Genomic DNA, 20,686 nt, shown 5'->3' on the forward strand with positions numbered 1-20,686 from the left:
CTCTGTGGTCAGCGGCGGATACGGTCGGTGATGAACGACAGGATGTCGGTAACCGCCACGTTCTGGCTCTCGGTTTCGCGACGTCCCTTGTACTCCAGGACGCCTTCGCCGAGGCCTCGATCGCTTACCACGATGCGGTGCGGAATGCCGATCAGCTCCATGTCGGCAAATTTGACGCCCGGACTGGTCTTCTTGTCACGGTCGTCGAGCAGCACTTCGAAGCCGGCAGCAGTCAGCTCGGCGTACAGCTGGTCGGTGGCGACCTTCACCGACTCGGTCTCGTACTTGAGCGGGACCAGTGCGATCTGGAACGGTGCCAGGGCGTCGGGCCAGAGAATGCCGCGCTCGTCGTGGTTCTGCTCGATGGCGGCTGCCACCACGCGCGATACGCCGATGCCGTAGCAACCCATGGTCAGGGTGACCGGCTTGCCTTGCTCGCCGAGCACGCTCAGGCCCATCGCCTCGCTGTACTTGGTGCCGAGCTGGAAGATGTGACCGACTTCGATACCGCGCTTGATCACCAGCGTACCCTGGCCGTCCGGGCTCGGGTCGCCGGCGACGACGTTGCGCAGGTCGGCGACTTCCGGCAGCGGCAGGTCGCGCTCCCAGTTCACCCCGAAGTAGTGCTTGTCTTCGATGTTCGCGCCGGCGGCGAAGTCGCTCATCAATGCGACCGAGCGATCGACGATGCACGGCAGCGGCATGTTCAGCGGGCCCAGCGAGCCCGGGCCGGCGCCAATGGCGGCGCGGATTTCGGCGTCGCTGGCGAACACCAGCGGCGCGGCCACCAGCGCCTGGTTGGAGGCCTTGATTTCGTTCAGTTCGTGGTCGCCGCGGACGATCAGCGCGACCAGCGTGCCTTCCTCGGCGCCCTGCACGACCAGCGTCTTGATGGTCTTCTCGATGGGCAGGCCGAAGCCGTCCACCAGGGCGGCGATGGTCTTGGTTTCCGGCGTGTCGACCAGGCGCAGTTCCTCGGCAGGCGCCGGGCGCGCGGTTTCACGCGGGACCGCTTCGGCTTTCTCGATGTTCGCCGCGTAATCCGAGGTGTCGCTGAAGACGATGTCATCCTCGCCGGATTCGGCGAGCACATGGAATTCGTGGGAGCCACTGCCGCCGATGGAGCCGTTGTCCGCCTGTACCGGACGGAAATTCAGGCCCAGGCGGGTGAACACCTTGCTGTAGGCGCCGTACATCACGTCATAGGTTTCCTGCAGGGAAGCCTGGGACAGATGGAAGGAGTAGGCGTCCTTCATGATGAACTCGCGACCGCGCATGAGGCCGAAGCGCGGGCGGATCTCGTCGCGGAACTTGGTCTGGATCTGGAAGAAGTTGATCGGCAACTGCTTGTAGCTGTTCAGCTCGTTGCGCATCAGATCGGTGATGACTTCTTCATGGGTCGGCCCGACGCAGAATGCGCGATCGTGACGGTCCTTCAGGCGCAGCAGCTCGGGGCCGTACTGTTCCCAGCGGCCGGACTCCTGCCACAGCTCGGCTGGCTGAATGGCGGGCATCAGCACTTCCAGCGCGCCGGCGGCATTCATCTCCTCGCGGACGATGGCCTCGGCCTTGCGCAGCGCACGCAACCCCATCGGCAGCCAGGTGTAGAGGCCGGACGCCAACTTGCGGATCATCCCCGCGCGCAGCAGCAACTGATGGCTGATGACGACGGCGTCGGAGGGCGTTTCTTTGAGGGTCGAGAGCAGGTACTGACTGGTACGCATGTTTGGCCGTTCTGTCGGTTGCTGGGGCGGGAAGTGGCCCGGCATTGTACGGCGGTGACAGGGTGGCGTACAGAATTCACCGGGCAAAGGCGATGGGGAGAGCGGGGCGATGCTGACGGCGGAACAGGTTCAGGTGCTCATTCGCGAAGGCGTGCTGATGGCCGAGGACATCGATCTGCGTGTGGACCGGCTGGATGCCGACTGCGCGCTGGCGCGGGTGCCTTTTCAGGCAAAGCTGGTGCGGCCTGGTGGCACCCTTTCCGGTCCGACCCTGATGGCCCTTGCCGATGCGGCGATGTACGCCGTGGTGTTGGGTCGACTGGGGCGTGTGGAAATGGCGGTGACCTCCAGCCTGAACATCAATTTCCTTGCCCGTCCGTCGCCAACCGATCTGCTGGCCGAAGCGACCATCCTGCGACTGAGCAAGCGCCAGGCGGTGTGCGAGGTGCTGCTGTACACGGCCGGCGCGCGCGACAACCTCGTCGCCCACGTGACCGGGACCTACGCGTTGCCGAGTTGAGGGGGCGCGTTGCTGGCAAAGCCCGAATAGAAAAAGCCCGGCATCTGCCGGGCTTTTTCGTATCGACTAACCGAAGAGGTCCTGGATTACAGGATGCTCAGCGGGTACTCGATGAACAGGCGCCATTCGTTCAGGTCGGTGCCGTTGACGTAGCTGTTGTCGCCACGGTAGATCGAGTTACGCGCTTTCAGAGCCAGATCTTTGGCCGGACCGCTTTGAACGGTGTACTTGACCTGGTTGAAGAATTCACGCTCTTTGGCATCGCCGTCGTCGGTTGCAATGTTGTAACCGTAGACGTATGCGGTTCTCCAGGTCAGACCCGGAACGCCGTAAGCGGAGAAGTCGAGGTCGTAAGCCAGTTGTACCGATTTCTCGTCTTCTGCGTTGAAGTCGGAGTAATAGGAGTTGGCCAGGAAGATCGCGCTACCGCCGTCGCCGAAGTCATAGGCATAACCTGCGTCGCCGGAGTTCTGCTGGTAAGCCAGGGTCAGAGCGTGCGCGCCGAAGGCGTAGGTGCCGGCCAGGCTGAAGATGGTGTTCTTGTCAGCGCCATCAGCGAAGAAGTTGCTGTCGTACTTCGTCTTGTAGATGTTGAAGTCGAAGGCGAGCGATTGCTCTTCGCTCAGCGGGATCTGGTAGTTAACGTTGGCGTACTTTTTCTTGTACGTGTCTTCAACGTCGGAGGCGTACAGGGCGACGCTCAGTTGGTCGTTGACCTTGTAGCTACCACCATAGACGTCGATGCTTTTCAGCTCGCCCGAATCGCTGCTGGAGGACGCCATGGAGCTGTCCTGGGTGAAGCGACCGACGTTCAGCTCGAGACCTTCGATCTCGCTGCTGGTTACCAGCGTGCCGGTGAAGGACTGCGGCAGCAGGCGGGAGTCGTCATACGCCAGAACCGGCAGGCTCGGCATCTGGTTGCCGTACTTGATCACGGTATTGGAGAAGCGGGCTTTTACCGCAGCGCCAGCTTGGGAGACGTCGTCGGTACGGTGGCCGTTGGATTTCAGTTCGAACATGTCGTCCTGACCGCCATCCAGTTTCAGGCCCAGCAGGCCGAAAGCGTCGACGCCGACACCAACGGTGCCTTGGGTGAAGCCGGACTCGAAGGTACCGATGAAGGCTTGACCCCAGGTCTTGCGATCATCTACGCCCTTGTTGTAATCACGGTTCCAGTAGGTGTTGCGCAGCAGCAGGTTCAGGCTGCTGTCTTCCACGAAACCTTTCGACTCGGATTGCTCACTGGCAACAGCCATTTGAGTGGTGCCCGCTGCTACTGCCAGGGCGATTACGCTCCACTTCATCACTTGCATCGTGATTGCTCCTTTGGTTTAGAAGATTCGCGCAGCCCATTGATGGGTCTGCTCTTTTTCGTTTTTATCGGCGCTAACTTATAGCATGTCAGCTTGGGTTGGCGATAGTTGCAAGCTGTTTCGTATTGAACTTTTCGCCAATGTCGCAAATGACCAAATCCAGTGTCGTTTTTCTGATCGTGGGTGGCTAAGAGGGTTTCCCGTTAGCGCCCGCCAGAAAACACTGAGTTCTCGATAGCAACAACCGTGCACAAAATCCAAAAAAACTGAAAAAAGCCGAACTTTCGCGCTCGCCGATCAGTCTGCACCATTTCACGCTTTTTTCACACTTGCCCGCGACCACCTGTATGCCAGATCTTGGGGCGTCATTTTTTTGGTCTGCCTCATGCTAGGGCGAGCAGCGGGAGCGGCGTTATCCTTGGCGCACTGAGGGCGGGCAGTGCTCGCCAGGATAAGAAGGAGGGGGCTGATGTTTACACTGGATCCGCAACTTGAGCACGACACCTTGCCGATTGGCGACTTTCCGTTGTGCAGGCTGCTATTGATCAACGATGCCCAGTATCCCTGGTTCGTCCTTGTTCCGAGGCGTGAAGACGTCAGCGAGGTGTTTCAACTGTCGGAGGCGGATCGGCAGGCGTTGTGGAATGAAACAACCTTTCTTGCCGAGGCCCTGAAGGACACCTTCGCCGCGGACAAGATCAATGTGGCGGCCCTGGGTAACGTGGTCAGTCAATTGCACATGCACGTGATCGCGCGCCGGCGCTCCGATGTCGCCTGGCCTGCCCCGGTTTGGGGTAAGTACCCGCCGAAGCCCTACGAGGCCGCACAGGTCGATACCATCAAGGACAAGCTGCGCATGGTGCTGGCAAGCAGCTTCACGTTCATTGAGGCAGGGGCATGAGTCTGGAGTCGAGGATGGCGGATCTGGAGAGTCGCCAGGCGTTTCAGGACGATGCGTTGCAGACGCTGAGCGACGTGGTTGCCGAGCAGCAGCGCCTGATCGATCGATTGCAGGTGCAATTGGCTGCCCTTGCCGGACGGCAGGAGGAGCTGAGCGGGCAGTTGAGTGGCGAGCAGGACGAGGCGCCGCCGCCTCATTATTGAGGACAGAAAAAAGCCCGCTGATCAGCGGGCTTTTTCATTTCTGCAGGGTATCAGTAGCGACCGGGCAGGGCGGCGATCACGTCTTCCGCCTGGAGCCCCTTGTCGCGCTGCATTACCGAAAACTCCACGCGCTGGCCTTCGATCAGCACGCGGTGGCCTTCTCCGCGGATGGCCCGGAAGTGAACGAAGATATCGTCGCCGGTATCGCGGGAAATGAAGCCGAAACCCTTCGAGGTGTTGAACCACTTGACCGTGCCGGTCTCGCGGTTGCCCGGCTCGGCACCGCCATTCGATGCATAGGACTCGGAGCCGCGCCGCGGCAGGTTGATGGCCAGGTGCAGTGCGGCGGCTACGACGACCACGATGAGGCTGAGGAAGATGGCCGGTTTGCCACCGATCAGCGGCAGGGGCGCCAGCAGTACCAGCGTTTGCACGATCACCGCGATGACCAGCAGGGCGGACACCAGGCTTTGCAGTTGCGGATGGGCAACCTTGCCGAGCGGGGCGATTGGGGCCATCAGCAGGTTGATGAGGCCGAACATGGCCAAGTAGAGCGCATCGGGTTGTTGCAGGTAGGGAAACGCTTCGGCGCTCAGGCTAGGTACAAAGGACAGCAGCAGGGCAGCAGCGCCCGCCAGTAGATGGACGATTCTCAGCATGTTGAAGTGGCTCACTATATAGATGTCACGAGGAGGAGCTGAGTCGGAATGCCTGTAGGGAAAGGCGAATGCTCTTCGTCAGCCTATGCCGCGCTTGTCACCCTTCGCGGCACGCTGCGTATTTAACAGCAAAGAAAGGATGCGCTCAAATCAGGCATCCGGCGTGGCGCGTGCACGTCGTGCGTCGGGCTGGATGAAAGGGGCGGTGATGCCGGCGGCTCGGAGCACGGGCGTCGAGAAGGCTGGTCGGTGCGTTCTGGTGCGATGTGAAAGCGAGAGCCTGCGGGCGCAGGCTCTCGGGGGTAGGGCTCAGGCTGCCAGCAGGCTGCGCAGCATCCACGCGGTTTTTTCGTGGACCTGCATGCGTTGGGTGAGGAGGTCGGCGGTCGGCTCGTCGCTGACCTTGTCCAGCAGCGGGAAGATGCCGCGCGCGGTACGGACCACCGCTTCCTGGCCCTGTACCAGCAGCTTGATCATTTCTTCCGCGCTCGGAACGCCGCTTTCCTCCTTGATCGAAGAGAGGCTGGCATAGGCGGCATAGGTGCCGGGAGCCGGGAAACCCAGGGCGCGAATACGCTCGGCGATCAGGTCCACCGCCAGGGCCAGTTCGGTGTACTGGCCTTCGAACATCAGGTGCAGCGTGTTGAACATCGGGCCGGTGACGTTCCAGTGGAAGTTGTGGGTCTTCAGGTACAGGGTGTAGGTATCCGCAAGCAGTCGCGAAAGACCTTCGGCGATGGCGGCGCGGTCCTGTTCTGCGATGCCGATGTTGATTTCCATGTCTTCTCCTTGTCGGTGGTTGAAAGCGGTAGTGGAGCCTAGCATAGAGCGGCTGCGCGCCGTCTCGTCCGCGATGCTGGCTGTTCGCCGGGGCAATTCGATGGTGCGTCGATCAGCCCGACAGGTGATTGCGCTGGATCATGCGGCAGGGCCTGCGCAACGACCGGTTGTGGCCGGGCGACGGCTGCGTCGTGTCGATTAACCAGATATAATCCCGCGCTTTGTTGCCGCTCACCGCTTCATTGGCGCGCCGTCGGGTTTTCCCCGCGTCGGCGACTCGATCGAAGAGCGTGCTCCCGGATTCGCGCAGCCGTCGGCCGATCAGGCGCCTGTTCAGCGCCATACCGCTCCTTCCGCGCGACCCCACGAATCAAGACTCAAGAGAAGAAACCGGATCATGATGCGCAGCCACTATTGCGGCCAACTTAACGAAAGCCTGGAAGGTCAGGAAATCTCTCTGTGCGGCTGGGTTCACCGTCGCCGCGACCATGGCGGGGTCATCTTCCTCGATATCCGCGATCGCGAAGGGCTGGCCCAGGTGGTCTTCGATCCGGATCGTGCCGAGACCTTCGCGCTCGCCGACCGCGTGCGCAGCGAATACGTGGTCAGGATCACCGGCAAGGTTCGCCTGCGTCCGGCCGGTGCCGGCAACGCCAACATGGCTTCGGGCGCCATCGAAGTACTGGGCTACTCGCTCGAAGTGCTGAACGAGGCGGAAACCCCGCCGTTCCCGCTCAACGAATACAGCGATGTCGGCGAGGAAACCCGCCTGCGCTATCGCTTCATCGACCTGCGTCGCCCGGAGATGGCCGCCAAGCTGCGCCTGCGTTCGAGCATCACCTCGAGCATCCGTCGCTACCTCGACGAGAACGGCTTCCTCGACGTCGAGACGCCGATCCTCGGTCGTCCGACTCCCGAGGGCGCGCGCGACTACCTGGTGCCGAGCCGCACCTATCCGGGCCACTTCTTCGCCCTGCCGCAGTCGCCGCAGCTGTTCAAGCAGCTGCTGATGGTGGCCGGCTTCGACCGCTACTACCAGATCGCCAAATGCTTCCGTGACGAAGACCTGCGGGCCGACCGCCAGCCGGAATTCACCCAGATCGACATCGAGACCAGCTTCCTCGGCGAGGACGAAATCATCGGTCTGACCGAGAAGATGATTCGCCAGCTGTTCAAGGAAGTCCTCGACCTCGAGTTCGGCGAGTTCCCGCACATGACCTTCGCCGAGGCCATGCGCCGCTACGGCTCCGACAAGCCCGACCTGCGCATTCCGATGGAGCTGGTGGACGTCGCCGACCAGCTCAAGGATGTCGAATTCAAGGTCTTCAGCGGTCCGGCCAACGATCCCAAGGCGCGCGTCGCTGCCTTGCGCGTGCCGGGCGGGGCGAGCATGCCGCGCAGCCGTATCGACGAGTACACCAAGTTCGTCGGCATCTACGGCGCCAAGGGCCTGGCCTACATCAAGGTCAACGAGCGCGCCAAGGGCGTCGAAGGCTTGCAGTCGCCGATCGTCAAGAACATCCCTGAGGCCAACCTCAACACCATCCTCGACCGCGTCGGCGCGGTGGACGGCGACATCGTGTTCTTCGGTGCCGACCGCGCCAAGGTGGTGAGCGAGGCGCTCGGTGCGCTGCGCATCAAGCTCGGCCATGACCTCAACCTGCTGACCTGCGAGTGGGCGCCGATGTGGGTCGTCGACTTCCCGATGTTCGAGGAAAACGACGACGGTTCGCTGTCCGCGCTGCACCACCCGTTCACCTCGCCCAAATGCACGCCGGAAGAGCTCGAAGCCAATCCTGCGGCGGCACTGTCGCGCGCCTACGACATGGTGCTCAACGGCACCGAGCTGGGCGGCGGTTCGATCCGTATCCACAACAAGGCGATGCAGCAGGCGGTGTTCCGCGTGCTCGGCATCGACGAGGCGGAGCAGGACGAGAAGTTCGGCTTCCTGCTCGATGCGCTGAAGTTCGGTGCGCCGCCGCACGGTGGCCTGGCCTTCGGTCTGGATCGCCTGGTGATGCTGATGACCGGCGCCCAGTCGATCCGCGAAGTGATCGCCTTCCCGAAAACCCAGAGCGCGGCGGATGTCATGACCCAGGCGCCGGGTGCGGTGGATTCGCGGGCGCTGCGCGATCTGCACATTCGTCTGCGCGAACAGCCCAAGGCCGAGTGATCGGCACCGGGGAGTGCCGGCCGCGGCCGGCGCCCCCGTAACACAGTGAACGAGTAGAAGGACGGAGTGAGTTATGGCTGGTCATTCCAAATGGGCCAACATCAAGCATCGCAAGGGTCGTCAGGACGCCAAGCGCGGCAAGATCTTCACCAAACTGATTCGCGAGCTCACGGTGGCCGCGTCCCAGGGCGGCGGTGTGCCGGCGGATAACCCGCGGCTGCGGCTGGCGGTGGACAAGGCGCTCACCGCCAACATGACGCGTGACACCATCGATCGGGCGATCGCCCGCGGCGTCGGTTCCGACGACGCCGGCAAGGTCGAGGAGCTGACCTACGAAGGCTACGCGCCGAGCGGCGTGGCGATCATCGTCGAGGCGATGACCGACAACCGCAACCGTACCGCCGCCGAAGTGCGCCATGCGTTCAGCAAGTGCGGCGGCAACCTCGGTACCGACGGCTCGGTGGCCTACCTGTTCGAGCGCAAGGGGCAGATCAGCTTCGCGCCGGGCGTGGCCGAAGACGCGCTGATGGAAGCGGCGCTGGAAGCCGGCGCGGACGACGTGGTCGGCAACGAGGACGGTTCCTTCGACGTCTTCACCAGCTTCGCCGATTTCATTTCGGTCAACGAGGCGCTGAGTGCCGCCGGTTTCAAGGGCGAGGAAGCCGAGGTGACGATGATTCCGTCGACCACCGCGTCGCTCGATCTGGAAACCGCGCAGAAGGTGCTCAAGCTGATCGACATGCTCGAGGACCTGGATGACGTGCAGAACGTCTACTCCAACGCCGACATCTCCGAAGAAATCATGGAGCAGCTCGGCTGAATCCAGGCCGGGTGACAAGAAGCCGGAACGCGTTCGCGCGCTTCCGGCTTTTTGTTGGTGGCGCGGTGACGCAGGCGTCGCCCGGCCCTATACTCGCGGCCTGGATAAATAGACAGTGGATGGCGCTGCGGGTGAACAAGGTATGACGCTGATCCTCGGTATCGACCCCGGCTCGCGTATCACCGGCTACGGCGTGGTGCGAGACACTGGGCGTGGCTGCGAGTACGTGGCTTCCGGCTGCATACGCACCGGCAGCGGCGAAATGCCGGAGCGTCTGCAGGCGGTGTACCGTGGCGTGCGCGAGGTGATCCGCCTGCACGGGCCGATGACCATGGGCATCGAGCAGGTGTTCATGGCGCGCAATCCGGATTCGGCGTTGAAACTCGGCCAGGCGCGCGGCGCGGCGATCGTCGCGGCGGCGGAAGAGGGCCTGGTGATCGCCGAGTACACCGCGACCCAGGTCAAGCAGGCCATCGCCGGCACCGGCGGCGCCGACAAGCAGCAGGTGATGATGATGGTGATGCACCTGCTCAAGCTGGTGCAGAAGCCGCAGATCGACGCCTCCGACGCCCTCGCCATCGCGCTCTGCCATGCGCACCACCGGCAGAGTCTGATCCCCCATGGCCTGGCCAGCGCCAAGCGGCGCGGCGGTCGGCTTCGTTTGTAAGATTATTTGAGGAAGGCATTCGTGATCGGACGTTTGCGTGGCACCCTGTTGGAAAAGCAGCCGCCGCACCTGGTCGTCGACGTAGGGGGGGTTGGCTATGAGCTGGAAGTGCCGATGACCACGCTGTATCGCCTGCCGTCGCTGAACGAAACGGTGACCCTGCACACCCATCTGGTGGTTCGCGAGGACGCTCACCTGCTCTATGGCTTCTACGAGAAGCGCGAGCGCGAGCTGTTCCGCGAGCTGATCCGGCTCAATGGCGTCGGCCCGAAGCTGGCACTGGCGCTGATGTCCGGGATGGAGGTCGACGAGCTGGTGCGCTGCGTCCAGGCGGGCGATACCTCGACCCTGGTGAAGATTCCCGGTGTCGGCAAGAAGACGGCGGAGCGCTTGCTGGTGGAGCTCAAGGATCGCTTCAAGGCCTGGGAGAGTCTGCCTTCCATCGCCACGCTGGTGGTTGAACCTCGCCCGGGTATGGCAGTCTCAAGCGCCGAGAACGATGCGTTGAGCGCCCTGGTTTCCCTGGGTTTCAAACCGCAGGAGGCGAGTCGGGCGGTCGCCGCGATTCAGGAGAAAGGCTTGAGCAGTGAAGAATTGATCCGTCGCGCGCTGAAGGGAATGGTCTGAGGTGATAGAAGCCGATCGCCTTGTCACCGCCAGCAGCCGCGAGCGCGACGAACAGCTGGATCGTGCGATCCGGCCGCTGCGTCTGGCCGAGTACATCGGCCAGCCGAGCGTGCGCGAACAGATGGAGCTGTTCATCCAGGCCGCGAAGGGCCGCCAGGAGGCGCTCGACCACACGCTGATCTTCGGCCCGCCCGGCCTGGGCAAGACCACCCTGGCCAACATCATCGCCCAGGAAATGGGCGTGGCGATCAAGAGTACCTCCGGTCCCGTGCTTGAGCGTCCGGGCGACTTGGCGGCGCTGCTGACCAACCTGGAGCCCGGCGACGTGCTCTTCGTCGACGAGATCCACCGCCTGTCCCCGATCGTCGAGGAAGTGCTCTATCCGGCGATGGAGGACTTCCAGCTCGACATCATGATCGGCGAAGGCCCGGCCGCGCGCTCGNNTCGACCACACGCTGATCTTCGGTCCGCCCGGCTTGGGTAAGACCACCCTGGCCAACATCATCGCCCAGGAAATGGGCGTGGCGATCAAGAGCACCTCCGGTCCCGTGCTCGAGCGTCCGGGCGACCTGGCCGCGCTGCTGACCAATCTGGAGCCGGGCGACGTGCTCTTCGTCGACGAGATCCACCGCCTGTCCCCGATCGTCGAGGAAGTGCTCTATCCGGCGATGGAGGACTTCCAGCTCGACATCATGATCGGCGAAGGCCCGGCCGCGCGCTCGATCAAGCTGGACCTGCCGCCCTTCACCCTGGTCGGCGCCACCACCCGCGCCGGCATGCTGACCAACCCGCTGCGCGACCGCTTCGGCATCGTGCAGCGCCTGGAGTTCTACAACACCGCCGACCTCACCACCATCGTCAGCCGCTCCGCGGAGATTCTCGGGCTGCCGACGGAAGTCGAGGGCGCCTACGAGATCGCCCGCCGCGCGCGCGGTACGCCGCGTATCGCCAACCGCCTGTTGCGCCGCGTCCGGGATTTCGCCGAAGTGCGCGGCACCGGCTACATCAGCCGTGACATCGCGGACAAGGCGCTGAACCTGCTGGACGTCGACGAGCATGGTTTCGACCACCAGGACCGCCGTCTGCTGCTGACCATGATCGACAAGTTCGACGGCGGGCCGGTGGGCATCGACAGCCTGGCCGCCGCGATCAGCGAGGAGCGTCACACCATCGAGGACGTCCTCGAGCCCTTCCTGATCCAGCAGGGTTACATCATGCGAACGCCCCGCGGCCGCGTGGTCACCCGTCATGCCTACCTGCATTTCGGCCTCAACGTGCCGAAGCGGCTGGGCGAGGCGCCGGTCGCCGATCTGTTCGAGGGTGCCGGCGAATGACCATCGCGGCAAAAAAATACTTGGCATTGCCGATTGGCAACCACGCAGGCGCGCACTAGAGTATGCCCGCGCAAAACGCAGTACCGCCTTTCGCCCATCGCTGTCGCGTCTACTACGAAGACACCGATGCCGGGGGCATCGTCTACTACGTCAATTACCTCAAGTTCATGGAGCGGGCTCGCACCGAACGGCTAAGAGCACTGGGTTTCTCCCAGTCCGAGCTGGTCGGCGAGAATCTGCTATTCGTCGTGCATTCGACGCAGGCCCGCTACCTGGCGCCGGCACGGCTCGACGACGAACTCGAAGTGACGGCGCATGTCGTGGAATTGAACAGGGCCAGCCTGCGCTTCATGCAACAGGTGCGGCGGGCCTCGGATAATGCGCTGCTCTGCGAAGGGCAGTTCCTGGTGGCCTGTGTGCGCGCCGACAGTTTGAAACCCCGGGGCATTCCGCAAGCGCTGCGCGCAGCCTTCGCCGATGACCCGTCGTCCCTTTCAGGAGAGTAAGCGTGGAAGCCAACGCCGTTGACCATATGTCCATGTGGAGTCTGATCAGCAACGCCAGCGTGGTTGTACAGCTGGTCATGCTGGTCCTGGTGGCCGCCTCGATCACGTCGTGGATCATGATCTTCCAGCGCGCCACCATGCAGCGCGCCGCGAAGAAGTCCCTCGATACCTTCGAGGAGCGCTTCTGGTCGGGCATCGACTTGTCCAAGCTGTATCGCCAGGCCGGCAGCAATCCCGATCCGGATTCGGGCGTCGAGCAGATCTTCCGCGCCGGCTTCAAGGAATTCTCCCGCCTCCGCCAGCAGGCCGGCGTCGACCCGGACGCGGTCATGGACGGCGTCGCCCGTGCCATGCGCGTGGCCATCGCGCGTGAGGAAGAAAAGCTCGAGCAGAGCCTGCCGTTCCTTGCCACCGTTGGTTCCACCAGCCCGTACGTCGGCCTGTTCGGCACCGTCTGGGGCATCATGAACTCCTTCCGCGGCCTGGCGCAGGTGCAGCAGGCCACGCTGGCCACTGTCGCTCCGGGCATCGCCGAGGCGCTGATCGCCACGGCGATCGGCCTGTTCGCGGCCATCCCGGCGGTGGTCGCCTACAACCGCTTCTCCTCGCGCGGCGAAATGCTGATCGCCCGCTATTACACCTTCGCCGACGAATTCCAGGCGATCCTGCACCGCAAGGTCCACACCAGCGAGGAGTGAGGCGAAAACGCCCCGCTCAGCAGGCTTTCCATTCGAACAGGTTCTAAGTCATGGCGAGAATTCGCAACAGACGCAAGCCGGTCGCCGAGATGAACGTGGTGCCCTACATCGACGTGATGCTGGTGCTGCTGGTGATCTTCATGGTGACCGCGCCGATGCTCAACCAGGGCGTCAAGGTCGATCTGCCCAAGGTCAGCAGCGAAGCGCTGCCGCAGGACAACGACTCCCAGGTGCTGACCATTTCCATCAAGGCCGACAAGACCTACTACTGGAACATCGGCAGCGAAGTGGACACCGAGACGCAGCAGGCCAAGGCCTCGACCCTGCCGGAGATGACCCGTGCGGTCACTGCGATCATGAGCGAGAACAGCCGTCAGGGTAAGAAGGTCCAGGTCTTCGTGCGTGGCGACAAAGCCGTCGACTACGGCGCGGTGATGGCCGCCATGGGAGGCCTGCAGACCGCCGGCGTGGGTAATGTCGGGCTGATCACCGAGGCGCCTTGATGTTCCAGCGTGAGCGGTCCCCTTCGGAAAGCTATTTCTGGCCGAGTATCCTGGCCCTGGCGCTGCACATCCTGCTGTTCGGCACGATGTTCATCAGCTTTGCCTACACGCCCGAGTTGCCGCCCTCCAAGCCGATCGTCCAGGCCACCCTGTATCAGCTCAAATCCCAGAGCCGCGCGACCACCCAGACCAACCAGAAAATCGCCGGCGAAGCGAAGAAGACGGCGGCCAAGCAATACGAGACCGAGCAGCTCGAACAGAAGAAGATCGAGCAGCAGAAGCAAGAGGCCGTGAAGGCCGCGGAACAAAAGAAAGCCGACGAAGCTCGAAAGGCCGACGAAGCGGAAAAGGCGGCGGAAGCCGAGAAGGCCGCCGCGGCGAAAAAAGCCGAAGCCGCCAAGGCCGAAGAGGCCAAGAAAGCCGAGCAGGCCGACATCGCGAAGAAGAAGGCCGAGGAAGAGGCGAAGAAGCAGGCCGAAGCCGACGCGAAGAAGAAAGAAGAGGACGCCAAGAAGAAGGCGGCCGAAGACGCGAAGAAGAAAGCCGCGGAGGAGGCCCGCAAGAAAGCCGTCGAGGATGCCAAGAAGAAGGCTGCCGCCGACGCGGCGAAGAAGAAGGCCGCCGTCGAAGCCGCGAGAAAAGCGGCCGAGGACAAGAAAGCCCAGGCCCTCGCCGAGTTGCTCTCCGACACCACCGAGCGTCAGGAGGCTCTCGCGGACGAGGTGGGCGATCAGACCAGCGGAAACTTCGACGACCTGATAAGGATTCGCGCTGCCGAGGGTTGGACCCGTCCCCCGTCGGCACGCAACAACATGACGGTGGTGCTGCAGATCGCCATGTTGCCCGATGGCACCGTGACCAGCGTCAGCGTGGCCAAGTCCAGTGGCGATGGTCCATTCGACGCCTCGGCGGTCGCCGCGGTGAAGAACATTGGCCGACTTACAGAGATGCAGGGCCTGAAGCCCGCCGACTTCCAGCCGTACCGCTCATTCAAGATGACATTCACACCTGAGGATTTAGCGTTGTGACCAAGTTTCTTCGAGGTTTACTGGTAATCGTCTTCTGTGCGGCCGGTGCTGCGATGGCCCAGGAAAAGAACATCCTGGTGACCACCGGCGCCGATCGGGCAATCCCGATCGCCGTGGTTCCCTTCGGCTGGCAGAGCGGCAGCGTGCTGCCCGACGACATGGCCGAGATCATCGGCAACGACCTGCGCAACTCCGGCGTCTTCGAGCCGATCCCGCGGCAGAACATGATCAGCCTTCCGTCACAGGCCAGCGAAATCATCTTCCGTGACTGGAAGGCCATTGGCGCGCAGTACGTGCTGGTCGGCAACATCGTTCCCGCCGGCGGCCGCCTGCAGGTCCAGTTCTCCCTGTTCAACGTGGCCACCGAGCAACAGGTTGCGACCGGCAGCGTTGGCGGCGGCGTAGACCAGTTGCGCGACATGGCTCACCACATCTCCGATCAGTCGTTCGAGAAGCTCACCGGCATCAAGGGTGCGTTCTCCACCCGCATGCTCTACGTCACCGCCGAGCGCATGGGCGCGGGCGCCACCAGCACCCGCTACACCCTGCAGCGTTCCGATTACGACGGCGCCCGCGCCGTCACCCTGCTGCAGTCGCGCGAGCCGATCCTCTCGCCGCGCTTCGCGCCGGACGGCCGTCGCATCGCCTACGTGTCCTTCGAGCAACGTCGTCCGCGGATCTTCCTGCAGTACATCGATACCGGTCGCCGTGAGCAGCTGACCAACTTCGAAGGGCTGAATGGCGCGCCGGCATTCTCGCCGGACGGCAATCGCCTGGCCTTCGTGCTGTCCAAGGACGGCAATCCGGAAATCTACGTGATGGACCTCGGTAGCCGGCAGATCACCCGTGTGACCAACTCCAACAGCATTGATACCGAGCCTTTCTGGGGCGCCGACGGTCGCACGCTGTACTTCACTTCGGATCGCGCGGGCAAACCGCAGATCTATAAACAAAGCATCGGTGGCGGTGCGGCGGAGCGAGTTACCTTTACCGGTAACTACAACGCCAACCCGAAACTTTCCGCCGATGAAAAAACTTTGGTGATGATCCATCGTCAGGATGGCTTCACCAACTTCAAAGTCGCTGCGCAGGATCTCCAGCGCGGCAGCTTGCGCGTCCTTTCCGATACCAACCTGGATGAGTCTCCCACTGTTGCGCCGAATGGCACCATGCTAATCTACGCCACCCGCCAGCAGGGCCGGGGAGTCTTGATGCTCGTATCTATAAACGGTCGAGTTAGGCTCCCACTTCCTACCGCTCAAGGCGAAGTCCGAGAGCCATCCTGGTCCCCCTACCTGAACTGATGCGGCGTCGATATACCTACAACTTTGAAACACACACTGGGGTCATTAGGAGTTACATCATGGAAATGCTGAAATTTGGGAAATTCGCTGCTCTGGCTCTGGCCATGGCCGTTGCTGTTGGTTGCTCCTCGAAAGGCGGCGATGCTGCTGGCGAAGGCGCTGCTGTTGATCCGAACGCTGGCTACGGCGCAAACAGCGGTGCCGTCGACGGCAGCCTGAGCGACGAAGCCGCTCTGCGCGCCATCACCACCTTCTACTTCGAGTACGACAGCTCCGACCTGAAGCCGGAAGCCATGCGCGCTCTGGACGTTCACGCCAAGGACCTGAAAGCCAACGGCGCTCGCGTCGTTCTGGAAGGCCACACCGACGAGCGCGGTACCCGTGAGTACAACATGGCTCTGGGCGAGCGCCGCGCCAATGCCGTTCAGCGCTACCTGGTACTGCAGGGCGTTTCCCCGGCTCAGCTGGAACTGGTTTCCTACGGTGAAGAGCGTCCGGTTGCCACTGGCCACGACGAGCAGTCCTGGGCCCAGAACCGTCGCGTCGAACTGCGTAAGTAATTCGATATGCGCAAGTGCTCTCGTGCTCTGATCCTGTTGGCCGTCGGTTTGCCGTTCGCGGCAATGGCCCAGGTCCCCGTAGAAGATGGCGATGCCGGTTATAACAGCGGCAGCAGTTCGTATCCTCCGTCGGGTTACGGCACGAGTGGCGCCTATGCCGCCGGGGGCGGGGCTTCGGCTCCGACCTCGGCGCAGGGCGAAATGTTCATGCAGTTGCAGCAGATGCAACAGGATATCGCGCAGTTGCGTGGTACTCTCGAGGAACAGCAGAACGAGATCCAGCGCCTGAAGCAGGAAGGTCTCGAGCGCTATCAGGACCTCGATCGTCGTTTGGCGGGCGCAGCCAGCGCACCGACCACCCAGAATTCAGCCGCTGGTGCGATAGACGCCAGCGGTGCCCCGTCCGCCCCCGCAGGTGCGCCTGCCGCGGCGGCCAATTCGGAACCGGGCGATCCGGCGAAGGAGAAGGTGTACTACGACGCCGCCTTCGATCTGATCAAGGCCAAGGATTTCGAGAAGGCCAGTCAGGCGTTCAACGCCTTTCTGCGCAAGTATCCCAACAGCCAGTACGCCGGCAATGCGCAGTATTGGCTGGGAGAGGTGAATCTCGCCAAGGGTGACCTGCAGGGCGCCGGTCAGGCATTCGCCAAGGTCAGCGCGACCTACCCGAATCATCCCAAGGTGCCGGACTCCCTGTACAAGCTCGCCGATGTCGAGCGGCGGCTGGGTAATACGGACAAGGCGCGGACGGCATTGCAGCAGGTTATCGCCCAGTATCCCGGCAGTTCCGCCGCGCAGTTGGCGCAGCGGGATCTGCAGACCCTGCGTTGAGGCGTTCTCGCTTCCCTGAATCCCGCGCCTGGCGCGGGATTTTCGTTTCTGCCATCGAGGTATTTCGATGAGTGACAAGAAGGCGGTCATCCTGCTGTCCGGTGGTCTCGATTCGGCCACGGTGGTCGCGATGGCGCGTGAGCAAGGCTACGCCTGCTACACCATGAGTTTCGACTACGGGCAGCGTCACCGCGCCGAGCTGGTCGCTGCGGAGCGCGTGGCGAAGCAGGCGGGCGTGGTCGAGCACAAGGTCATCGGGCTAAACCTCAACGGCATGGGTGGCTCCGCGCTGACCGATACGTCCATCGCAGTGCCGGAGGAACCCGGCGAGGGAATCCCGGTGACCTACGTGCCAGCGCGAAACATGCTGTTTCTATCCCTCGCCGTGGGCTGGGCGGAGGTTGTCGGTGCGCGCGATATCTTCATCGGCGTGAATGCGGTGGATTACTCCGGTTATCCGGATTGCCGGCCCGAGTTCATCGTGGCTTTCGAGCGTGTTGCCAACCTGGCGACCCGGGCCGGAATCGAGGGCTTCGATTTCCGTATCCAGGCGCCGTTGCAGTACCTGAGCAAGGCCCAGATCATCGCAGCGGGCGTGGCGCTGGGCGTCGACTATGCGCTGACGGTGTCCTGCTACCAGGCCGATGACGACGGGCGCGCGTGCGGCCGCTGCGACAGCTGCCGACTGCGGGCTTCGGGCTTTTCGGCGGCGGGGGTTGCCGATCCGACCCGCTATTATTGAAGTTTTTTCGCGCAGGTGTTGATTTGTCGAGATAAATCAGTATCATGCGCTCCGCGTCGGGTCGTTAGCTCAGTTGGTAGAGCAGTTGGCTTTTAACCAATTGGTCGTAGGTTCGAATCCTACACGACCCACCACTCCCTCCTCGCAACACCCCTCCCGTATTCATATAGAGCCGCTTGCCAGCATCGTTGGCGGGTATAATCGGCGCACTGAAAGCATATTCAGAGCCTGATGACATGACTCAGATTTCCGAACGCCTGTTGGTTCAGGCTCACCTAGACGCCAAGCAGCCGGTGCCCCTGACCGATGAGCAGGAAGCCTTCTATCGTGGCGAGATCGCTGCCGAGCTGAAGAAGCAGAATGCCGTTCTGGTCGCGCACTATTACTGCGATCCGGTCATCCAGGCGCTCGCCGAGGAAACCGGCGGTTGCGTGTCCGACTCCCTGGAAATGGCCCGCTTCGGTAACCAGCATCCGGCCACCACCGTGGTGGTGGCCGGGGTCAAGTTCATGGGTGAGACCGCGAAGATTCTCAACCCGGAAAAACGCGTGCTGATGCCGACGCTCGAGGCGACCTGTTCGCTGGACCTGGGTTGCCCGGTGGACGAGTTCTCGGCGTTTTGCGACCAGCATCCCGAGCGCACCGTGGTGGTCTACGCCAATACCTCGGCGGCGGTGAAGGCACGTGCCGACTGGGTGGTGACTTCCAGTTGCGCGCTGGAGATCGTCGAGAGCCTGATGGACAACGGCGAGAAGATCCTCTGGGCGCCCGACAAGCACCTCGGCCGCTACATCCAGCGCGAGACCGGTGCCGACATGCTGCTCTGGGACGGTGCCTGCATCGTTCACGAGGAGTTCAAGTCCAAACAGCTCGAAGACATGAAGGCGTTGTATCCCGACGCGGCGATCCTGGTTCATCCTGAGTCGCCGGAATCGGTGATCGCCCTGGCCGATGCGGTAGGTTCGACCAGCCAGTTGATCAAGGCCGCGCAAACCCTGCCCAACCCGACGTTCATCGTCGCGACCGATCGCGGCATCTTCTACAAGATGCAGCAGTTGTGCCCCGGCAAGACCTTCATCGAGGCCCCCACGGCTGGCAACGGCGCCGCCTGCCGCAGTTGCGCGCACTGCCCCTGGATGGCGATGAATACGCTGGAGCGCACGCTCAAGGGGCTGCGCGAGGGCAGCAACGAGATCTTCGTCGACCCGGCCCTGGTGCCGCGCGCGGTGAAGCCGCTCAAGCGCATGCTGGACTTCACCCAGGCCGCGCGGCTGGCGTTGGCCGGCAACGCCTGAGCGACCGCGACAATGAAAAAGCCCGCCAATCGGCGGGCTTTTTTGTCAGCGCATCATCTGCTCGACGGTTCTCTTCTCTTCGATCAGGGCGCGCTGGCGTGCGTCGATCCGCGAAGCCAGCGGGAAGTTGCTGCTGGCCCGTCGCTTGGCGAAGTCCAGCTGCTCGATCGCCTGGTCGTAATCGCCCACCAGCGCGAAATACTCCGCGCGGGCTTCGTGCAGGCCGATGGTGTTGCCCACCATGCCGCGCACTTCCGCGACCTGGTACCAAATGTCCGGGTCGTGCGGGCGGCTCTTCAGCAACGTATTGAGCAGGGTTTCCGCCTGGTCCGGATGGTTCTGCTTGAGCAGCAGATCGGTGCGGGCCTGCTTCAGGGGGAAATTGTTCGGGTAGATGGCTGACAGCCGGTCAATGCGCGCCTGGGCGTCGTTCAGGCGATTCGCGGCAACGTCCAGGTCGACCTGCGCGAGGTTGTAGGAGACGTTGTTCGGGTCCTTGGCCAGCAGCGCCTTGAGGATGCTGCGTGCCTCGTCCTGCTGTCCGCTTTTCGTCAGGCCGAGGGCCAGACCGTAGCGGGCGGCATCCCGTTGCGGATTCTCCTCGAGCAGCGCGCGGAAGCGCTTGGTGGCGATTCCCGGGGTGCTCTCGAACATCAGCTGAACCCGGGCGCGCATCAGTTGATAGGTCAGGCTGTCTTCCTTGCCGCCCGCCGGATAGTTTTCGGCGCGGTTGCGGGTGTCGGCGATGCGCGATTCGGTAACCGGGTGGGTCAGGAGGAATTCCGGCGGGTTCTGCGTGTAGCGGTATTGCCGGGCGAGCCGCTCGAACATGCTCGGCATCGAGCGCGGGTCGTACCCGGCACGTTCCAGATTGACCACGCCGACGCGGTCGGCCTCCTCTTCGTTCTGCCGGGAGAAGCGCAGCTGGCTCTGGATCGCCGCCGCCTGGGTGCTGGCGATGGCGGCCATGCCGGCGTCACCGGCGCCGGCGACGGCTGCGACAATACCGGCGAGCATCGCCGCCATCATCGGCAGTTGCATGCGCTGCTGCGCCTCGATGCCGCGTGCGAAGTGGCGCTGGATCAGGTGGCCGAGTTCGTGGGCGAGCACGCCGGCGTATTCGCCCTCGGTCTCGGCATGCAGGAAGAGCCCGCCGTTGACCCCGATGATTCCGCCGGGCGCGGCGAAGGCGTTGATCTGGTCATCCTTGATCAGGATGAACTCCAGCCGGTGATCCTGCAGGTCACTGGTTTCGGCCAGGCGGTAGACGCTGGTCTCGACGAAGTCCTTCAACTGCGGATCGGAAAGCGCCTGCACCTGGCCGCGCAGCAGGCTCAGCCAGGCTCGGCCGAGCTGGTACTCCTGTTCCGGGGACACGATGGAGGAACTGGCATCGCCGAGGGAAGGCAGGTCATCGGCATGGCCGGGAACAGCGAGGAAACAGGCGAGCGTCAACAGGGCAGGGCGCAGGACTTTCATGCACATGGCTCAAAACGGC

Annotated in this window: 21 protein-coding genes, 1 tRNA gene and 4 pseudogenes; 19 read left to right on the forward strand and 7 right to left on the reverse strand. The window is 63.0% G+C overall.

Annotated features, from left to right (window positions below):
* Positions 1-8: 8 nt before the first annotated feature.
* Positions 9-1,724, reverse strand: coding sequence for a proline--tRNA ligase (locus tag B3E91_RS18605; protein ID WP_273229428.1), 1,716 nt, complete (start codon positions 1,722-1,724; stop codon positions 9-11).
* A 112-nt stretch (positions 1,725-1,836) separates the two neighbouring features.
* On the opposite strand from B3E91_RS18605, the gene B3E91_RS18610 reads away from it, so the two are divergent.
* Positions 1,837-2,244, forward strand: coding sequence for a PaaI family thioesterase (locus tag B3E91_RS18610; protein ID WP_287031013.1), 408 nt, complete (start codon positions 1,837-1,839; stop codon positions 2,242-2,244).
* Positions 2,245-2,330: 86 nt separating this feature from the next.
* Here B3E91_RS18610 and B3E91_RS18615 read toward each other — a convergent pair whose 3' ends face one another.
* Positions 2,331-3,557 carry an OprD family porin gene (locus tag B3E91_RS18615; RefSeq protein ID WP_287030928.1) on the reverse strand — a complete coding sequence of 409 codons (1,227 nt, stop codon included), beginning with the start codon at positions 3,555-3,557 and terminating at the stop codon, positions 2,331-2,333.
* Between the two features lie 469 nt (positions 3,558-4,026).
* On the opposite strand from B3E91_RS18615, the gene B3E91_RS18620 reads away from it, so the two are divergent.
* Together B3E91_RS18620 and B3E91_RS18625 are read left to right on the forward strand one after the other, a co-directional pair.
* Positions 4,027-4,458, forward strand: a complete 432-nt coding sequence (locus tag B3E91_RS18620; RefSeq protein WP_090228085.1) for an HIT family protein — start codon at positions 4,027-4,029, stop codon at positions 4,456-4,458.
* The gene (locus B3E91_RS18625; RefSeq protein ID WP_090228082.1) at positions 4,455-4,661 is read left to right on the forward strand and encodes a SlyX family protein; all 207 of its coding nucleotides are present in this window, start codon (positions 4,455-4,457) and stop codon (positions 4,659-4,661) included. Before B3E91_RS18620 ends, B3E91_RS18625 begins: the two co-directional genes overlap by 4 nt.
* 50 nt (positions 4,662-4,711) lie before the next feature.
* Here B3E91_RS18625 and B3E91_RS18630 read toward each other — a convergent pair.
* The 4 genes and pseudogenes from B3E91_RS18630 to B3E91_RS18645 all read right to left on the reverse strand — a co-directional run.
* Positions 4,712-4,930: pseudogene (locus B3E91_RS18630) on the reverse strand (cold-shock protein); the annotation flags it as partial.
* Between the two features lie 117 nt (positions 4,931-5,047).
* Positions 5,048-5,320: pseudogene (locus tag B3E91_RS18635) on the reverse strand (cold shock domain-containing protein membrane protein); the annotation flags it as partial.
* A 309-nt stretch (positions 5,321-5,629) separates the two neighbouring features.
* Entirely contained in the window at positions 5,630-6,100 is a 471-nt protein-coding gene (locus tag B3E91_RS18640; protein WP_090228079.1) for a Dps family protein, read from the reverse strand.
* Between the two features lie 112 nt (positions 6,101-6,212).
* Positions 6,213-6,443: a hypothetical protein gene (locus B3E91_RS18645; protein ID WP_287030930.1), complete on the reverse strand. Its 231-nt coding sequence runs from the start codon at positions 6,441-6,443 to the stop codon at positions 6,213-6,215.
* 54 nt (positions 6,444-6,497) lie between these two features.
* Between B3E91_RS18645 and aspS the strand changes: the two genes are divergently transcribed.
* The 16 genes and pseudogenes from aspS (at position 6,498) to nadA (ending at position 19,188) form a co-directional block, all read left to right on the forward strand.
* The gene (gene aspS / locus B3E91_RS18650; RefSeq protein ID WP_090228077.1) at positions 6,498-8,273 is read left to right on the forward strand and encodes an aspartate--tRNA ligase; all 1,776 of its coding nucleotides are present in this window, start codon (positions 6,498-6,500) and stop codon (positions 8,271-8,273) included.
* 73 nt (positions 8,274-8,346) lie between these two features.
* Entirely contained in the window at positions 8,347-9,093 is a 747-nt protein-coding gene (locus tag B3E91_RS18655; RefSeq protein ID WP_090228074.1) for a YebC/PmpR family DNA-binding transcriptional regulator, read from the forward strand.
* Positions 9,094-9,235: 142 nt separating this feature from the next.
* Positions 9,236-9,760 (forward strand): crossover junction endodeoxyribonuclease RuvC, encoded by a 525-nt coding sequence (gene ruvC, locus B3E91_RS18660; RefSeq protein ID WP_273229437.1) that lies wholly within the window; start codon positions 9,236-9,238, stop codon positions 9,758-9,760.
* A gap of 21 nt (positions 9,761-9,781) precedes the next feature.
* The gene (gene ruvA / locus B3E91_RS18665; protein WP_090228070.1) at positions 9,782-10,387 is read left to right on the forward strand and encodes a Holliday junction branch migration protein RuvA; all 606 of its coding nucleotides are present in this window, start codon (positions 9,782-9,784) and stop codon (positions 10,385-10,387) included.
* 1 nt (position 10,388) lies between these two features.
* Positions 10,389-10,835 (forward strand): annotated as a pseudogene (locus tag B3E91_RS18670) (AAA family ATPase); the annotation flags it as partial.
* Positions 10,834-11,721, forward strand: a pseudogene (gene ruvB / locus B3E91_RS18675) (Holliday junction branch migration DNA helicase RuvB); the annotation flags it as partial. The pseudogenes B3E91_RS18670 and ruvB, both read left to right, overlap by 2 nt.
* Before the next feature lie 62 nt (positions 11,722-11,783).
* A complete protein-coding gene (gene ybgC, locus B3E91_RS18680) occupies positions 11,784-12,227 on the forward strand; it encodes a tol-pal system-associated acyl-CoA thioesterase (RefSeq protein WP_273229440.1) in 444 nt (147 codons plus the stop codon).
* Between the two features lie 2 nt (positions 12,228-12,229).
* Positions 12,230-12,925, forward strand: a complete 696-nt coding sequence (tolQ, locus tag B3E91_RS18685) for a protein TolQ (RefSeq protein WP_090228063.1) — start codon at positions 12,230-12,232, stop codon at positions 12,923-12,925.
* Positions 12,926-12,975: 50 nt separating this feature from the next.
* Positions 12,976-13,428, forward strand: coding sequence for a protein TolR (gene tolR / locus B3E91_RS18690; protein ID WP_090228062.1), 453 nt, complete (start codon positions 12,976-12,978; stop codon positions 13,426-13,428).
* Positions 13,428-14,456, forward strand: coding sequence for a cell envelope integrity protein TolA (tolA, locus tag B3E91_RS18695; protein WP_287030933.1), 1,029 nt, complete (start codon positions 13,428-13,430; stop codon positions 14,454-14,456). Before tolR ends, tolA begins: the two co-directional genes overlap by 1 nt.
* 53 nt (positions 14,457-14,509) lie before the next feature.
* Positions 14,510-15,760, forward strand: a complete 1,251-nt coding sequence (gene tolB, locus B3E91_RS18700) for a Tol-Pal system beta propeller repeat protein TolB (protein WP_217632887.1) — start codon at positions 14,510-14,512, stop codon at positions 15,758-15,760.
* A 59-nt stretch (positions 15,761-15,819) separates the two neighbouring features.
* The gene (gene pal, locus B3E91_RS18705; RefSeq protein WP_273229446.1) at positions 15,820-16,320 is read left to right on the forward strand and encodes a peptidoglycan-associated lipoprotein Pal; all 501 of its coding nucleotides are present in this window, start codon (positions 15,820-15,822) and stop codon (positions 16,318-16,320) included.
* Between the two features lie 6 nt (positions 16,321-16,326).
* Positions 16,327-17,151: a tol-pal system protein YbgF gene (gene ybgF / locus B3E91_RS18710; RefSeq protein ID WP_287030935.1), complete on the forward strand. Its 825-nt coding sequence runs from the start codon at positions 16,327-16,329 to the stop codon at positions 17,149-17,151.
* Between the two features lie 67 nt (positions 17,152-17,218).
* Positions 17,219-17,893 carry a 7-cyano-7-deazaguanine synthase QueC gene (gene queC / locus B3E91_RS18715; RefSeq protein WP_273229450.1) on the forward strand — a complete coding sequence of 225 codons (675 nt, stop codon included), beginning with the start codon at positions 17,219-17,221 and terminating at the stop codon, positions 17,891-17,893.
* 58 nt (positions 17,894-17,951) lie between these two features.
* Positions 17,952-18,027, forward strand: a tRNA-Lys gene (locus tag B3E91_RS18720).
* 102 nt (positions 18,028-18,129) lie between these two features.
* Complete coding sequence (nadA, locus tag B3E91_RS18725) at positions 18,130-19,188, forward strand: quinolinate synthase NadA (RefSeq protein ID WP_287030937.1); 1,059 nt, start codon at positions 18,130-18,132, stop codon at positions 19,186-19,188.
* 45 nt (positions 19,189-19,233) lie between these two features.
* Here the strand turns inward: nadA and B3E91_RS18730 are convergent, their stop codons facing one another.
* Complete coding sequence (locus tag B3E91_RS18730; RefSeq protein ID WP_090228044.1) at positions 19,234-20,667, reverse strand: M48 family metalloprotease; 1,434 nt, start codon at positions 20,665-20,667, stop codon at positions 19,234-19,236.
* Positions 20,668-20,686 lie beyond the last annotated feature (19 nt).

This window comes from Pseudomonas sp. UBA6310, assembly GCF_002438225.1.
Classification (GTDB): domain Bacteria; phylum Pseudomonadota; class Gammaproteobacteria; order Pseudomonadales; family Pseudomonadaceae; genus Pseudomonas_O; species Pseudomonas_O kuykendallii.